This window comes from Streptomyces sp. NPDC030893 (assembly GCF_055571535.1).
The window spans coordinates 372277-388130 of record NZ_JBVIFC010000005.1 but is presented as its reverse complement, the minus strand read 5'-3'; the positions used below and the strand labels follow the sequence as shown (position 1 = coordinate 388130).

Here is a 15854-nt window from a genome sequence, read left to right as displayed (position 1 = left end):
ATGGCAGTCGCGCTCGACCGCATCCGGGTCGGTTCCGCCCCCGACTCCTGGGGCGTCTGGTTCCCCGACGACCCGCAGCAGGTGCCCTGGCAGCGCTTCCTCGACGAGGTCGCCGAGGCCGGCTACTCCTGGATCGAACTCGGCCCCTACGGCTACCTCCCGACCGACGCGGCCCGACTCACCGACGAGGTGAACCGGCGGGGCCTGAGGGTCTCCGCCGGCACCATCTTCTGCGGACTGCACCGCGGCCCCTCCGAGTGGGAGTCCACCTGGGAACAGGTCAGCCGCGTCGCCGCCCTCACCCGGGACATGGACGCGCGGCACCTCGTCGTCATCCCGTCCTTCTGGCGCGACGACAAGACCGCCGAGATCCTCGAACCCCCGGAGCTCACCACCGAACAGTGGGGCCACCTCACCCGCGGCATGGAACGCCTCGGCCGCGAGGTGAAGGACACCTACGGGCTCGACATCGTCGTCCACCCGCACGCCGACACCCACATCGACACCGAGGAGCACGTCGAGCGCTTCCTCGACTCGACCGACTCCTCCCTGGTCGGCCTCTGCCTGGACACCGGACATTACGCCTACTGCGGCGGCGACAGCGTCAAGCTGATCGAGACCTACGGCGAACGCATCGGCTACCTGCACCTCAAGCAGGTCGACCCGGAGATCCTCGCCGAGGTCGTCAGGGACCAAGTGCCGTTCGGGCCCGCGGTCCAGCGCGGAGTGATGTGCGAACCGCCCGCCGGCGTCCCCGAACTCGGCCCGGTGCTCACCGCCGCCCAGAAGCTCGACGTGGACCTGTTCGCCATCGTCGAGCAGGACATGTACCCCTGCGAGCCCGACAAGCCCTTCCCCATCGCCGAACGCACCCGCAAGTTCCTCCGCTCCTGCGGCGCCTGACGACCCGGACGGGAAGGCGAGAAGTGATGAACCGGCGCGAGCCACTGGGCATCGCCGTCATCGGCACCGGCCGCATGGGCACGGACCACGTACGCAGGATCGACCGGGTCATCAGCGGCGCACGGGTCACCGCCGTCGTCGACGTCGACGCCGGACGGGCCGAGGCCGTCGCCGCGGGCATCGACGGCTGCACCGCCCACACCGACGCGGCCGCCGCGATGGCGGCGGCCGACGTCGACGCCGTGCTGATCGCCAGCTCCGGACCGGCCCACGAGGCCGCCCTGCTCACCGCGTTCGAGCACGACCTGCCCGTCCTGTGCGAGAAGCCGCTCACCCCCGACGCGGCCTCCGCCCTGCGCGTCATGGAGGCCGAACTGGCCCTCGGCCACCGCCGGGTGCAGGTCGGCTTCATGCGCCGCTACGACAGCGAGTACGTGAAGCTCAAGGCCCTGCTGTCCACCGGCCGGCTGGGCCGCCCCCTGATGCTGCACAACCGCCACCGCAACGTGGCGAGCCCGCCCTTCTTCACCAGCGCGATGCTCATCACCGACTCGGTCGCCCACGAAGTCGACGCCACCCGGTGGCTGCTCGGCCACGAGATCACCGCCGTGACGGTGCTGCGCCCGGCCCCGTCCGCCGGCGCCCCCGAAGGACTGCGCGACCCGCAGTTCGTCGTCCTGGAGACCGACGGCGGAGCCCTCTCCGACGTCGAGATCTTCGTCAACTGCGGCTTCGGCTACCAGGTCCAGGCCGAAGTGGTGTGCGAACGCGGCACCGCCCGCATCGGCGACGGCCACGACCTGGTCACCCACACGGCCGGCCGCTGGGGCGGCACCATCGCCCAGGACTGGACCGACCGCTTCGCCCAGGCCTACGACGACGAGATCCAGACCTGGGTCGACACCACCCGCCGCGGGGAGATCACCGGCCCCAGCACCTGGGACGGCTACGCCGCGGCGGCCGTCTGCGAGGCCGGCGTCCGCGCCCTGGAGGAGGGCGGCCGGGTGGAGGTCGACCTGGCGGAGAAACCACCGCTGTACCGGTGACCCCACGTGTACGGCCGCCCCCTCGGGGAGCGGCCGTACACGTGCGAGCGCCGCGCCGTCGGCGCGGCACGCTCAGGCCTGCCGTACCTCCTCGACGGTGACCGGACGGTGCTCGTGCAGCGACCGGGTGCAGGCCTCGGCGATCCAGCCCGCCTCCAGGGCGTCCTCGATCGTGCACGGTGAGGGACGCCCGCCGGCCACGACCTCGGTGAACGCGGTCAGTTCGGCGCGGTAGGCGGCCGTGAAGCGGTCCATGAAGAAGTCGTGCGGGACGCCCGCGGGGAAGGTCACGCCCGGCTCCACCGACCGCAGCGGCAGCTTGTCCTCCAGGCCCACCGCGATGGAGTCCAGGAAACCGTGGATCTCCATGCGGACGTCGTAACCCCGGGCGTTGTGACGGCTGTTGGAGACCACCGCGAGGGTGCCGTCGTCCAGGGTGAGGACCGCGCCCGTGGTGTCGGCGTCGCCCGCGTCCCTGATGTAGTCGGCGCCCCGGTTGCCGCCGGCGGCGTACACCTCGGTCACCTCCCGCCCGGTCACCCAGCGGATGATGTCGAAGTCGTGCACCGAGCAGTCGCGGAAGATGCCCCCGGAGGCGGCGATGTAGGCGGCCGGCGGCGGCGCCGGGTCCAGCGTGGTCGAGCGCACGGTGTGCAGCGTGCCCAGCTCCCCGCTCCGTACGGCGGCCCGAGCGGCGGCGAAGCCCGCGTCGAAGCGGCGGTTGTAACCGATCTGGACCGGCACGTCCCGCCCCCCGACGGCCTTCAGCACCTCCACGCCCTCGGCCATGGTGCGGGCCACGGGCTTCTCGCAGAACACGGGCACGCCCGCCTCCGCGCAGGCCACGATCAGCGCCGGGTGGGCGTCGGTCGCGGCGGCGACGACCACGCCGTCCACCCCGGCCGCGAGCAGCGCCTCGGGGGAGTCCGCGACCTCGGCGCCGAACCGCTCGGCGGCGGCCTTCGCGGCGTCCGCGAACGGGTCGGAGACGACGAGGGACTCGACGGCGTCGAGCCCGGACAGGGTCTCGGCGTGGAAGGCGCCGATACGGCCGAGGCCGAGGATTCCGATACGCATGGGGACGGTGCTCCTTGCTTGCGGGGTTCGTACGGGCGGGGGGTGGGGGAGATCAGTCGAGGCCGCCGAGGACGTTCTGGTCCCAGTCGATCACGGACCCGGTGACCACCCCGGACCGGTCGGAGAGCAGCAGGACCACGAAGTCGGCGATCTCGTCCGGCCGGCCGAGCCTGCCCATCGGCAGCCGCGCGGCGGCCTGTTCGCGCCAGTCGTCCCCGGCGGCGTGGTAGGTGCGCTGGGTGGCGTCCTCGCCCTCGGTGGCGGTCCAGCCGATGTTCACGCCGTTGATCCGGATCCGGTCCCAGCGGTGGGCGTGCGCGGCGTTCCGGGTGAGTCCGATCAGCCCGGCCTTGGCCGCCACGTACGGCGCGAGGTACGGCTGCCCGCCGTGCGCCGACGAGGTGATGATGTTGACGATCGTGCCGGGCTCCTCGCGCCGCACCATGTCCGCGACGGCGGCCTGCATGGCGAAGAACGGCGCCCTCAGGTTGACCGCCATGTGCCGGTCGAACAGCTCGGGCGTGGTGTCCAGCAGGGTTCCGCGCGCGGTCAGACCGGCGGAGTTGACCAGGCAGTCCACCCGGCCGTACGCCGCCACCACCCGGGCGACGCAGGCCCCGGCCTGCTCGGCGTCGGCCAGGTCGGCCCGTACGAACATCGCCTGGCCGCCGCCGGCGGTCAGCTCGGCGGCCAGCGCCTCGCCGGGCTCCGGCCGGCGCCCGCTGAAGGCCACGACCGCCCCCTCACGGACCGCGGCCCGCGCGACGGCGGCACCGACGCCCTGGCTGCCGCCGTTGACGAGGACGACCTTGTCGTCGAGAAGTCCCATGATGTGTCCCCGGGCTCCTTTCAGCTCTCGCGCCGCTTGCCGCCGGCCCGCAGTTCGTCCCGCAGGGCCCGCGCGGTCCACCCCTCGCGCAGCGCCCGGCGCACGACATCGGCCTGCGACGGCGGGGCCAGGCCCTCGACCGGCGGGTCGTTGTCGAGGTTGGTGGGGAAGGGGTAGCTCTCGGCGCTCGCGGCGATCACGTTCTCCAGCCACCGCTCCCCGGCACCCTCCGCCTTCCGGGCCAGGAGCACCGGGTACACGGCGCCCGCCACAGCCTCCCGGTCGACGGTCTCCATGGCCCGCCCGAACGCGGAGGACACCTGGAGCAGATTGGCCATCCGCCGGATGTCCGCCGAGTGGTTGGCGCCCGCGGCGTGGAACAGCGCCGGGTTGAAGAACACCGCGTCACCCTTGGCGAGCGGCAGCTGGACGTGGTGCTTCTCGAAGTACGCGTGGAACTCCGGGAGCCGCCAGGCGAGATAGCCGGGCCCGTACTTCTGCGAGTGCGGAAGGTAGAGCGTGGGCCCGGACTCGACGGGCATGTCGCAGTGCGCCACCGCGCCCTGGAGGGTGAGCACGGGGGAGAGGCGGTGCACGTGGGCGGGGTAGCGGGCGGCGGTCTCGTTGGAGAGGAAGCCGAGGTGGTAGTCGCGGTGCACGGTCTGCGCGGCACCGCCCGGGTTGACCACGTTGACCTGGGAGGTGACCTGGTAGCCGGGGCCCAGCCAGGCCGAGGAGACCAGCGCGATCACGTCGTTGGCGTAGTAGTCGGCGAACGCCCGCGGGTCGTGCAGCGCCGCCTTCTCCAGGGCGTTCCACACCCGGTCGTTGGCGCCCGGCTTGGCGAAGTGGTCCCCGGCGCCGGCGCCCGAGGCCCGCTGTTCGGCGATCAGGGCGTCGAACACCGCGGTGGCCCGGTCCACGACCGCCGGGTCGGGGAAGGCACCGCGGACCACCACGATGCCGGGACCGTCGGCCAGGGCCTCCACCAGTTCGGCCTGTACGGCGCGGCGGTCGGCCGGCGCGAGCCGCTCGGCGTCGTAGAGCAGCACGTTCCGCTCGACGGCGGAGGCGTGCGGGTAGCGGGCGAGGTCGGTCTGCTGCTCGACCAGGGCGCGCAGGGCGTCCAGGTCGCAGTCCTCCTCGGACAGCCAGGCGGCCGGGGCGGGGGTCTGCACGGAAGGTGATGCGGACATGGGGTCGTCCCTTCTGGTCACGGAGCGACGCGGCTGGTGTCATTCTTGTCAGTACAAACCCTTCGAACAACCAGCAGGGTGCCATCAAAAACCCCTCAGGAGCCTCCGTATGGGCCATCCCTTCCCGATCAGGGAAATCGCACGTCAGGCAGGGTTGAGCGAGGCCACGGTGGACCGTGTCCTCAACGGCCGGGGCGGAGTGCGGGACAGCACCGCGCAAGAGGTGCACCGCGCGATAGCCGACCTGGACCGGCAGCGCACCCAGGTCCGGCTCGTCGGCCGGACCTTCATGGTGGACATCGTGATGCAGTCGCCGGAGCGGTTCTCCACCGCCGTCCGCACCGCCCTGGAGGCCGAACTGCCCTCCCTGCACCCGGCGGTGGTCCGCTCCCGCTTCCACTTCCGGGAGACCGGCCCGGCGGAGGAACTGGTCGCCGTCCTCGACCGGATCGGCCGGCGCGGCTCGCAGGGCGTGTTCCTCAAGGCGCCGGACGTCCCGGAGATCACCCTCGCCGTCGGCCGGCTCGCCGCGGCCGGCATCCCGGTGGTGACCCTGGTGACGGACCTGCCCGCGAGCGCCCGGATCGGTCATGTCGGCAGCGACAACCGGGCGGCCGGCGCCACCGCCGCCTACCTCGTGGGACAGTGGCTGGGCGACCGGCCCGGCAATGTCCTCACCAGCCTCTCCAGCGGCTTCTTCCGCAACGAGGAGGAGCGCGAGATGGGCTTCCGCGGCGCCATGCGCGCCCGCCACCCCGGCCGGGCCCTCGTCGAGATCGCCGAGGGGCAGGGCCTGGACGCCACCCAGTACGACCTGGTCCGGGCCGCCCTGGACCGTGACCCGGAGATCCGCGCGGTGTACTCGATCGGCGGCGGCAACATCGCGACCCTGCGCGCGTTCGAGGACGCCGGGCGAGAGTGCGCCGTGTTCGTCGCCCACGACCTCGACCACGACAACACCCGGCTGCTGCGCGAGCACCGGCTCTCCGCCGTGCTCCACCACGATCTCCGTCACGACCTGCGCGAGGCCTGCCACCTCGTGATGCGGGCCCACGGCGCCCTGCCGCCGGCCGGGCCCACCCCGCCGTCCGCCATCCAGGTGGTGACCCCCTACAACATGCCGTCCCCGGCGTTGGCCGGGTGACGGCCCAGGCGTGTACGCCGCTGAGCCGGGGCGGCTCTGCCTACCGTCGTGCGCATGAGGAAACCGACCCCGGAAGGCGGGCCCGAACGGCTGGTCGCGCTCGCCGACGGCGTGTTCGCCATCGCCATCACCCTGCTGGTGCTCGACATCTCCGTACCGCAGGGGCTGGACTCCGAGAAGTACCGGCAGGCCCTGAGCGACACGCTGCCCAACCTGGGCGCCTACGCCATCAGCCTGGCGGTGCTGGCCGGCTTCTGGCGCGACCACCGGGCGATCTTCCGCACCGTCCGGCAGGTCGACGGGGACGTGATCGCGCTGACCGTGTTCGGTCTGGGGCTGGCGGCACTGGTGCCGTTCCCGACCGCGCTGGTCTCCGAGTACGGCGACGAACGCTCCTCGGTGGTCATCTACTCGGCGGCGGTCGCCTCGCTCGGCGCGGTCCATCTCGCGCTGGCCATGGTGGTGGCGCGGCGGCCGTGGCTGCGGGGTGGGGCGGCGCCGGTGCGGGACGAGAAGCTCTCCGCGGTCGATCTGGGGGTGACGGTGGGGGTGTTCCTGGTGACCATCCCACTGGCCCTGCTCATCGGGCCGGCGGCGATGTGGTGGTGGCTGGTGCTGGTGCCGGCGAAGGTGTGGCTGGGACGGCGGGAGAACCCGTGAGGGGACGGCCCGGCGGCCCCGCTCCTCGAACGCCGGAGCGGCTGATTCCAGCCCCTCCGGCGTTTGAGGAGCGGGGGTCCGGGGGCAGCGCCCCCGGGGGACGGGAACGGGAAGGGGCGGCGGGGGCGAGGGAATCAGTCCGGCGTGCCCACCGGCACCCACGCCCCGCTCGCAGCCGACCGCGCCATCGCGTCCAGCACCACCGCACTGTGCACGGCGTCGGCGAGGGTCGCCCCGTACGGCACCCCCTCCGCCACCGACCGCAGAAACCGGTACGCCTCGATCACCTTCAGGTCGTCGTACCCCATGGCATTCGCCGCACCCGGCTGGAACGCCCCGAACTCGCCCTGCCCCGGCCCGACGTACACCGTGCTCACCGGCTGATCCTGGTACACGCCGCCCCGGCTGACCCCGAGTTCGTTCATCCGGCGGAAGTCCCAGAACACCGCGCCCTTCGTACCGTGCACCTCGAAGCCGTAGTTGTTCTGCTCGCCCACCGACACCCGGCAGGCCTCCAGCACCCCGCGCGCTCCGGAGGCGAACCGCAGCAGGCAGCTGACGTAGTCCTCGTTCTCCACCGGGCCGAGTTCACCACCCGCCGCCCGGGAGTGGCCGGCCGTGGCGCCCGCCGGCCGGGCCCGCTCCGGCAGGAAGATCGCCGTGTCGGCGGTCAGCGAGGCGATGTCGCCGAGCAGGAAGCGGGCCAGGTCGGCGCCGTGCGACGCCAGGTCGCCCAGCACTCCGCTGCCGCCGCGCTCCCGTTCGTAACGCCACGTCAGGGCCCCTTCGGGGTGGGCCGCGTAGTCGCTGAACAGCCGCACGCGGACATGGGTGACCGTACCGATCTCCCCGGACGCGATCAGCTCGCGGGCCGCCTCCACGGCGGGCGCGTTGCGGTAGTTGAAGCCGACCGCGCCCTGGACCCCCGCCTTGGCGACGGCGTCGGCCACCGCGCGGGCGTCCTCGGGGCCGAGGCCCACCGGCTTCTCGATCCAGATGTGCTTGCCGGCCTCCGCCATCGCGACACCGATCTCGCGGTGCAGGAAGTTCGGCGCGGTGATGCTGACCGCCTGGACACGCGGGTCGGCGGCCACCTCGCGCCAGTCACGCGCCGTCGAGGCGAACCCGAACCGCTCGGCGGCCTCCTCCGCCCGGCCCGGCACCTCCTCGGCGACCGTGATCAGCTCAGGGCGCACCGCGAGCTGCGGATAGTGGTGCCGCACGCGCGCGTACGCCTGGGTGTGCACCCGCCCCATCCAGCCGAATCCCACGACGGCGACACCCAGCGCATCCACCATGAAAGCCTCTCTCCGGCCCGTTCCCTGTCCTGTGCGCTCACCCTCCGCGCGCAGCGGCGTCCTGTCAACCTTTTGACAGGACATTCCCTCGCCGCCGCCTCACCGGACGACTCTTCACATGAGGTAAGGTTGACCTGCGTGATCACGCGATCCACCGCGTGAGCCGCATCGGGACGTGGCGCAGCTTGGTAGCGCACTTGACTGGGGGTCAAGGGGTCGCAGGTTCAAATCCTGTCGTCCCGACGGAAGTCGAAAGGGAGCCGTACCGGAATCGTCCGGTACGGCTCCCTTCGCCGTATGTGGGCCGGGGCACGCCGCCCTCCCCCGAAGGTGGCGTGCCCCGGCCGCTCCCCCGGCGCCGGAAATGGCTCTGATGTCGACGGCCCGGCATGTGCCGTCACCAGCACATGACCGCCGTCTCGCCCGGCCCCCACGCGGAGTACAGACGGATACGGACGTGATAGCGGCGGCCCTTGACCAGCCGGGCCACGATCGTCGCGTCGCGTCCGCTTCCCCCGTCGTCGTCACCGGCGAGGAAGCGGGGCTCCCCGTCCCGCTCCTCGAACAGCACGACGACCCGGTCGGCGTCGCCGAAGGTGCCCACCGTGTAGTCGCGGGTCTCCGGCGGGTCGATACGGAAGTCCGCCTGCTCCCCGGGCCCCAGGCCCAGCGGCACCGACCGGAACGGCACCAGCGCGGGCGGCTGCCCCGGTGACGGCGGCGGATACCGGCGCAGCACGAACTCCTTGTCCGCCGGGGACAGCGTGCCCGGCGGGTGCACGCCCCCGCGGTACTGCTCCGGCTCCAGGATCAGCCCCGGCTCGAACGCGTACTGCATGATCGACTGCGGGTCCCAGACGGGGCCGTTGACCTCGTCCGGGCCGAGCTCGCGCAGGACGTTGTCGTACGTCCTGTCCCGGCTGAAGTGGTTCGGCGGGCCCGCCAGCTCGGCGTACACGGCCTCCTCGTCCCAGTGGAGGCCGGCGTACGGGCTCTGGTGCTCGTGCAGCATGCCGAGCGCGTGCCCGATCTGGTGCAGGGCCGCCGCCCGTTCACCCGGCGCGGTCAGGTCCCAGCCGAAGTTCATGGTCCGCTCGTGCACTCCGGTCCGCAGCGCGTCCCGGCCCACGGCCGACCAGGAGCCGTCGCCCCACTGGAACCCGATGCGCAGCTCCGCCTCCGTGCGGTCCCGGACCTCGGTGAACGTCAGCCCGAGACCGAGCCCCCGCCACTCCTCGAAACACTCGCGCACCACGTCCTGCTGCTCCTTGGCCCCGCCCCAGGGAACCCAGCGGCTCCGCCCGGTGCCCGGCACCGAGATCCGGGAGCCCTCCTGGTCGCCGTCGAAGAAGCAGTAGTGCAGCACCGTGCCGTTGACCCACAGCCGCCGCCCGCCGGTCAGCGCGCCGAGCCGCTCGGCGGCCAGCCCCGGCGGATACGCGGGAGCCGGCTGCTGCGGCAGCGAGCAGTGGCGAGCGGTCATGGACCACATGCTGCCCCGCGGCCCGGTCGCGGCGCCTGAGCCGGGGTCTGCTCAACCGGCCCTGTATCAGGATTGAGTACCCGTGCTCCTGTTCTCGTGACGACTTCACGACAGCACGCCACCGGACCGCGCGAGACGCACGCGAAGGACCCGACGACACCGCCCCCGGCCTGGCCGTTCACCGGCCGGGAGGACGAACTCGACCTGATACGACGGTCGCTGAGCGGCGCCCGGCGCGGGCTGGTGGTGACCGGGCCGGGCGGACGGGGCAAGACCCGGCTGGTCACCGAGGCCGTCCACGGCACGGACTGCGCCCGGGTCACCGGAACCCCGCACAGCCGGCACCTTTCCTTCGCCGCCTTCGCCCACCTGCTGCCCGAACCCGTCACCCTGCACCGCGCGCTGCACCACTTCTCCGGGGTGCGGACCCTGCTCGTGGACGACGCGCATCTGCTCGACGACGCCTCCGCCGCCCTGCTCCACCAGCTCGCCGCACACGGCCGCACCCGGCTGCTCGTCGTCGTCACCGACGGCGAGCCGGTGCCGGCCGCCGTGTCCCGGCTGTGGACCGGGGAACTGCTGCCCCGCCTCGCCCTGGCGCCGCTGCCCCGGGAGGAGACAGTACGGCTGCTCTCGGCGGACGCGGAGAGGCGCCCCGAGCCGCTCACCGCGCGCCGGCTGCACCGGCTCTGCGACGGGGACCTGAGGCTGCTGCGGGAACTCGCCGACGCGGTACGCGACTCCGGCCGGCCCGGCGCCGTCCCGGGCACCTGGGCCTGGCGCGGCCCGGTGCCCCTCACCCCGGCGGTACGCGGGCGCACCGCGGACCTCCTGGACCGCGGCCCCGGCGAGCGCGAGACGCTCGACCGGCTCGCCTTCGCCGAGCCCCTGTGCCCCGCCGCGGACGACCTGGACCTCACCGCCCTGGAACGGCTGGAGGCCGACGGCCTGATCCACGTCGACGACGACCACCGCATCCGCCTGGCCGACCCCCTGCACGGCCCGGTCCTGCGCTCCGCCGCGGGCCGGCTGCGCACCCGCAGGCTCGCCCGCCCGCCCGAGGAGTACGCCCCCGCCCTGGACGCCGAGGCGGCGGAGCTGACCCGGCGCATCGAACGGGCCGACGTCTCGGCGACACCGGCACCGGTGGGCGACTGGCTCGTGGGGGAGGGGCTCGTCGGGGAGGGGCTCGCCGGGGAAGGGGCGACGCTCCCGCCCGGATACGCGGCCCTGCGCGCCCGGTACGCCCGGCTGCGCGGCGAACTGCGGGAGGCGGCCGCATGGGCCCACGAGGGCCTGCACACCGACTCCGCGGACCAGGAATGCCGTACGGAACTGGCCCTCGCGGCAGGGAACCCCGACCCGGACGGCGACCCCTACGACGCGGTACGCCTCGGCGCCCCCGAACGGGCCCGCGGCCGGCTCACCGGCGTCTTCGCCGACCACGCCGACGCCCTCGCGCGGGCCGACGGACCCGGCCTGGACCGGGTGGCGGAGGAACTCGCGCGGCGCGGTTTCCTGCTGTTCGCCGCGGAGGCGTACGCCCAGGCCGTGCCCGCCCACCGCGAACCGCTCGCGGCCCGCACGGCCCGCACGCGTGCGGTCGCTCTGGCGCGGCGCTGCGACGACGCGGGGACGCCTGCGCTGTCGGGGCTGGTGCTGGGTGAACTGACCGCCCGGCAGCGGCAGATCGTCGCGCTGGCGGCGGCGGGACTGAGCAACCGGCAGATCGCGGAGCGGCTCACCCTCTCCGTCCGCACGGTCGGCAATCACCTGTACGGCGCGTACACCCGCCTCGGCCATTCCGACCGCCGCGCGGTGGTCGCGGCCTGACAGCCCGGACGGCGCGGCCCCGCCGGCGGCTGCGGAAGGCCGCCGGCCGGTCGCACCCACGCGGCGGCACCCCGCGGCCCTTGACGGGGCGGGGCTCCGCCGACCTCAAGGGGCGCGGGGCCCTACACTCGAGGCTCCCCCGCGTGAGTGCGACCAGCCACCGACGACCCGCAGTCACCGACGACCCGCAGCCGCCGACCGACTGGTTCACGCCGCCCCGAACGCGGTGAACGCCCACCCCGTGGCCCGGTGCACCGCATCCGCCGGCAGCGCGGCGCGCGCGTCGCGCAGGGCCTCCGCCAGGGAGAGCCCCGCGTCGAGCCCCGCGTGCAGCGCGAGCATCAGCGGCACCACCGCCGCGTCATTGACCGGCGCACTGCACGCCACCACCCCCGCCGTGCCCAGCGGCAGCAACGCCGTGACCAGGCCCAGGAGTTCGTCCGCGCCGACCGAGGCGAACCGGGCCGTGTCGCAGCACGACAGGATGATCCGGTACGGGCTGCGGTCCAGCCGCTCGAAGTCGTGCACGATCAGCGGCCCGTCGGCCATCCGCAGGGACGAGAACAACGGCCCGTCCGCGCGGAACGCGCCATGCGCGGCGATGTGCGCCAGTCCCGCCCCGTCCAGCTCCGTCAGCACCCGCGGCACCGTCGCGTCCTCGTGCTCCAGGACCGTCGCACCGCCGTAGCGGCCGGCCAGCTCGGACACCTCCGCGCCGCCGGTCGCCAGGCCCGGACCGCGCACCAGCACCTGGCGGCCCCCGCGCGGCGGCGCCGTCTCCCGCGCGCGCAGCCAGCTGCTCGCCGACGGGGACACGCTCAGCACCCGCTCCCGCAGCGAGGGCAGCAGCGCCCACGGCACCCGGTGCAGCCGCCCCGGCGGCACGATCACCACCGGCCCGTCCCCGAGATGCGCGGCGGCAGGACCCAGCAGCAGCTCCTCCAGCCGCCGGCCCGCCGCCTCCACCACCGGCAACCGCGCCTGAGCCCCCGGATGGGCCAGCCGCCGCAGCCCCGCCTGTACGTGCTCGGCCTCGGTCTCCGCCGCCGCCAGCAGCCCCGCCTCGAACCGCCGCACCCTGCCCCGCCCGCACAGCAGCACCTGCACCCGCCCGTCGAGCACGGCCAGCTCCACCAGCCGTACGTCGTCGCCCAGCCGCGCCAGCAGCCGGCCGACGTCGAAGCGGTCCCCGCCGTCGGGAGCCGCACCGCGCATGTGCAGCGTCCGGGACCGGATCTCCCGTTCCAGGCGCCGCTGCTCCCGCTCCAGCGCGGGCACCGGCTTGCCCTCCCTGCGGGCCTCCTCCGCGCGGGCGGCGATCTCCCGGTAGGCGGTCATGTCGCTGAGCAGCGCGGGGTCGGCCGGAGGCCGGGTGGGCGGTGCGGACAGGGCGGTGGCACGCCGGCGCTCGCTCCACACCAGCAGCCGCCGGGGCCCGCCCGAGACCAGGCTGGCCTTCTGGGCGAGGGCGGCCAGCTCGGCCCCCTGCGCGGTCGCCCGGGCCCGCAGCTCCGAGGCGCCCAGCGTCATCCGGTGGTCGTCCAGCACGTCCAGGCCGCGCCGGCACGCCTCCAGCACCCCGCGCGGGGAACCGGCGGCCTGCGCGCGCAGCGCCTGCGCCGCCCAGCCCGTCATCCGCGCGAGGGGCGGTCCGCCGCGCCGGCTGCGGGCGGCGACCGCCAGGTGCCGCTCCGCGTCCGCCGTCCAGCCGAGGTCCAGCGCGATCCGGCCCGCGAGCAGCGACGCCTCGGGGGCCGCCGGAGCGCCCAGCGCGACCAGTTTCTCCGCGACCTCCGCCGCTTCCGCGACCAGCCGGCCCGAACCGCGGCCCGCCGCGTGCCGGGCCCCGATCAGCACCAGCCGCGCGTGCGCCTCCCACCAGGTGCGCCGCTGGCCGGCGAACAGCCGCACGGCCAGCGCCGCGCGCGCGATCGCCGTCCGCGGATCGTCCGCGAGCCGGGCCGCCCGCGCGGCGGCCAGCAGCAGCTCCGCCTTGCGCGTCGACTGCCCGCCGATCCCGTCCAGCGCCCCGAGCGCCGTGTCCGCCTCCGCCAGTGCCTCCGCGGCCAGCCCGGCCGCCATCAGCACCTCGCAGCGCCGGATGCTCAGCATGAAGGTGGGCGTGCCCAGTTTGGCGTACCGTTCCTCCGCCTCGTCGAGCAGCCGCAGCGCCGCCGGGACGTCGCCCGAGCGGAACGCCGCCAGGCCCCGGCTCTCCACCGCGTCAGCCTTGTCGTGCTCCTGGCCGGTGGTCTCCCAGAGGGCCTCCGCCGCGGTGAAGTCGGCGTCCGCCCGGTCCACCGAGCCGAGCGCCAGATGCACCGTCGCCCGCAGCGTCAGCGCCCGCGCCGTCCAGATGACGTCATCGGCCTGCCGCAGGACGGGAATCGCCCGCCGCACGTCCTCCAGGGCCTCCTTGTGATGACCCAGCACCCACCACGAGTACGCCAGCCGGAACAGCACCCGCGCGCGGGTGTGCCCGGTGCCGCGCTCGACGCCCCGGCGCAGGGCGTCCATGCCCTGCCGGGTGCGCCCCGCGTGCACCAGTGCGACCCCGAGCGTGGCGAGGACGTCCGCCTCCCGCTCGGCGGAGTCCGCGCGGGCCGCCCAGGCCCGCGCCCGCCGCAGATGGCTCAGGGCGAGCCGCATGTCGCCGAAGTCCCGCTGCCAGATGCCGATCACCTGATGGGCGACGGAGGCGTGCAGCGGCGCGGGACGGCCGCTCAGGACCCCTTCCGCCCTCGCCAGCGCCTCACCCGGGGCGGCGAACACCATCGGCAGCAGTTCCAGCACCGTGTCGCTTCCGGCTGTCACCCCACGATGGTAGTGGTCCGCAACCACGCCCCACAGGTGTGACGTTGTATCAAAAGACCGCCCCCCGACTCTTCATCACGACAGCTCCGCGGCCGCGGCCGCCGTCGCCCGAGTGGAGGACATGCCATGGCACCACAGCGTTTCCGTGAGCAGTTCGCACAGATCCAGCGCTCCATGCCCGACGTACCCCTGGCGATGGGGCCCGACGACGCGGGCGAGTTCCTCTACGAGAAGGGCGTCGTCCTCGCCCGCGACGGAGAGGAGGCCCGCGTCGTCGAGGACACCGTGCGGCAGCACTTCACCACGTTCGCCGGGCTCACCCCGGACCGGGTGCGCCGGGCGAGCCCGGAGACCAACCGCTCCGGCATCACCCGGATCCAGGTCGCCGACCCGGGCCGGGGCGACGGCAGCGGCGACCCGGCCGTCGCGGGCGCCCTGCGCGCGCTCTCGGCGACCGAGGGCCGCACCGGGCGCCGGCTGATCAGTCGCAACCACGTGGTGTCGATCGCCGTCAACGCCTGCCCCGGTGACGAGCCGGTGCCCGTCGCGCCCGGCGCGCGGCCCAACCCGGCCGCCGCGGACGCCGCCCACGACCCGGACAGCGCCGTCGGCGTCCTCGTCATCGACACCGGGCTCATGCACGACCACCGTTCCTACCCGCTGCTCGCCCACACCCGCGGCGACGCCCAGGTCGCCGAGTGCGACGACGACGGGATCCTCCAGCAGTACTGCGGCCACGGCACCTTCATCGCCGGACTCGTCGCCGCCGTCGCCCCCAACACCGACATCACCGTGCGCGGCACGCTCAACGACGCCGGGGCCATCCTGGAGTCCGAGTTCGGCGAGAAGCTCTTCGAGGCCGTCGACGAAGACGGCTGGCCCGATGTCATCAGCCTGTCCGCCGGAACCTCCAACGGCCGCACCGACGGCCTCCTCGGCGTCGACGCCTTCATGCGCGAACTGCGCGAGCAGCACACGCTGCTGGTCGCCGCCGCCGGCAACAACGGCAGCGCCACCCCCTTCTGGCCGGCCGCCTACGCCGACCTGCCCGGCTACGAGAACGCCGTGCTGTCCGTCGGCGCCCTGCGCGGGGACGGCGAGTTCGGCGCCTGCTTCAGCAACCACGGCGGCTGGGTGAAGGCGTACGCGCCGGGCGAGCGTCTCACCAGCGCCCTCACCGGCTTCGACACCCCCGTCCCGTACGTCTACCAGCACTCCACCTACGACGCCTGCCGCTACGGATTCGGTTACGCCTGCACCTGCCTGCACCCGCGCCACACGGGCGTGTTGAGCGAGGACGGCGGCTCCGCCAAGCCGGACCAGGTGATGTTCGAGGGGCTCGCCCAGTGGAGCGGTACCTCGTTCGCCACCCCCGTCGCCGTCGGCATGATCGCCGCCCAGATGACGGCGCAGGCCCAGACCGAACCCCGCAAGGCACGCCGGCAACTCATGGACTCCACCACCGAGTTCGCCGAAGTGCGCGGGGCGCACGTTCCCGCGCTCCTTCCGCCCACCTGGCGCCCCGTGCAGGTCTCACCGCCCTCCGCGCGGGCATGAGGAGCGGAGCCGTC

General features: G+C 74.1%; 12 protein-coding genes and 1 tRNA gene. 7 read left to right on the top strand and 6 right to left on the bottom strand.

Features of this window, described 5'->3' with window-relative positions; genetic code table 11:
* Both ACZ434_RS13825 and ACZ434_RS13820 read left to right on the top strand, forming a co-directional pair.
* Window positions 1-903, top strand: a complete 903-nt coding sequence (locus ACZ434_RS13825) for a sugar phosphate isomerase/epimerase family protein (RefSeq protein WP_468455183.1) — start codon at window positions 1-3, stop codon at window positions 901-903.
* 26 nt (window positions 904-929) lie between these two features.
* Window positions 930-1949 (top strand): Gfo/Idh/MocA family protein, encoded by a 1020-nt coding sequence (locus ACZ434_RS13820; protein WP_468455181.1) that lies wholly within the window; start codon window positions 930-932, stop codon window positions 1947-1949.
* 72 nt (window positions 1950-2021) lie between these two features.
* Here ACZ434_RS13820 and ACZ434_RS13815 read toward each other — a convergent pair whose 3' ends face one another.
* The 3 genes from ACZ434_RS13815 to ACZ434_RS13805 are packed head-to-tail and all read right to left on the bottom strand — an operon-like array spanning window position 2022 to window position 5051.
* Window positions 2022-3026, bottom strand: a complete 1005-nt coding sequence (locus ACZ434_RS13815) for a Gfo/Idh/MocA family protein (protein ID WP_468455179.1) — start codon at window positions 3024-3026, stop codon at window positions 2022-2024.
* A 52-nt stretch (window positions 3027-3078) separates the two neighbouring features.
* Window positions 3079-3855, bottom strand: a complete 777-nt coding sequence (locus tag ACZ434_RS13810; protein WP_468455177.1) for an SDR family oxidoreductase — start codon at window positions 3853-3855, stop codon at window positions 3079-3081.
* 20 nt (window positions 3856-3875) lie between these two features.
* On the bottom strand, window positions 3876-5051 hold the full coding sequence (locus tag ACZ434_RS13805; RefSeq protein ID WP_468455175.1) for a phytanoyl-CoA dioxygenase family protein: 1176 nt from the start codon (window positions 5049-5051) through the stop codon (window positions 3876-3878).
* A gap of 109 nt (window positions 5052-5160) precedes the next feature.
* Here ACZ434_RS13805 and ACZ434_RS13800 point away from each other — a divergent pair, with 109 nt between their 5' ends.
* Complete coding sequence (locus ACZ434_RS13800; protein WP_468455173.1) at window positions 5161-6195, top strand: LacI family DNA-binding transcriptional regulator; 1035 nt, start codon at window positions 5161-5163, stop codon at window positions 6193-6195.
* Window positions 6196-6249: 54 nt separating this feature from the next.
* On the top strand, window positions 6250-6855 hold the full coding sequence (locus ACZ434_RS13795; RefSeq protein ID WP_468455171.1) for a TMEM175 family protein: 606 nt from the start codon (window positions 6250-6252) through the stop codon (window positions 6853-6855).
* 134 nt (window positions 6856-6989) lie between these two features.
* Here the strand turns inward: ACZ434_RS13795 and ACZ434_RS13790 are convergent, their stop codons facing one another.
* A complete protein-coding gene (locus ACZ434_RS13790) occupies window positions 6990-8153 on the bottom strand; it encodes a Gfo/Idh/MocA family protein (protein WP_468455169.1) in 1164 nt (387 codons plus the stop codon).
* Window positions 8154-8322: 169 nt separating this feature from the next.
* Here ACZ434_RS13790 and ACZ434_RS13785 point away from each other — a divergent pair.
* Window positions 8323-8396 (top strand) — tRNA-Pro (locus tag ACZ434_RS13785).
* Between the two features lie 154 nt (window positions 8397-8550).
* On the opposite strand, the gene absR1 is transcribed toward ACZ434_RS13785, so the two are convergent.
* Entirely contained in the window at window positions 8551-9636 is a 1086-nt protein-coding gene (gene absR1 / locus ACZ434_RS13780; RefSeq protein WP_468455167.1) for a beta-glucuronidase AbsR1, read from the bottom strand.
* Between the two features lie 96 nt (window positions 9637-9732).
* On the opposite strand from absR1, the gene ACZ434_RS13775 reads away from it, so the two are divergent.
* Window positions 9733-11469 (top strand): LuxR family transcriptional regulator AbsR2, encoded by a 1737-nt coding sequence (locus ACZ434_RS13775; protein WP_468455165.1) that lies wholly within the window; start codon window positions 9733-9735, stop codon window positions 11467-11469.
* A 207-nt stretch (window positions 11470-11676) separates the two neighbouring features.
* On the opposite strand, the gene ACZ434_RS13770 is transcribed toward ACZ434_RS13775, so the two are convergent.
* Window positions 11677-14244, bottom strand: coding sequence for a CHAT domain-containing protein (locus ACZ434_RS13770; protein WP_468455315.1), 2568 nt, complete (start codon window positions 14242-14244; stop codon window positions 11677-11679).
* Between the two features lie 165 nt (window positions 14245-14409).
* On the opposite strand from ACZ434_RS13770, the gene ACZ434_RS13765 reads away from it, so the two are divergent.
* Complete coding sequence (locus tag ACZ434_RS13765; RefSeq protein ID WP_468455163.1) at window positions 14410-15840, top strand: S8/S53 family peptidase; 1431 nt, start codon at window positions 14410-14412, stop codon at window positions 15838-15840.
* Window positions 15841-15854 lie beyond the last annotated feature (14 nt).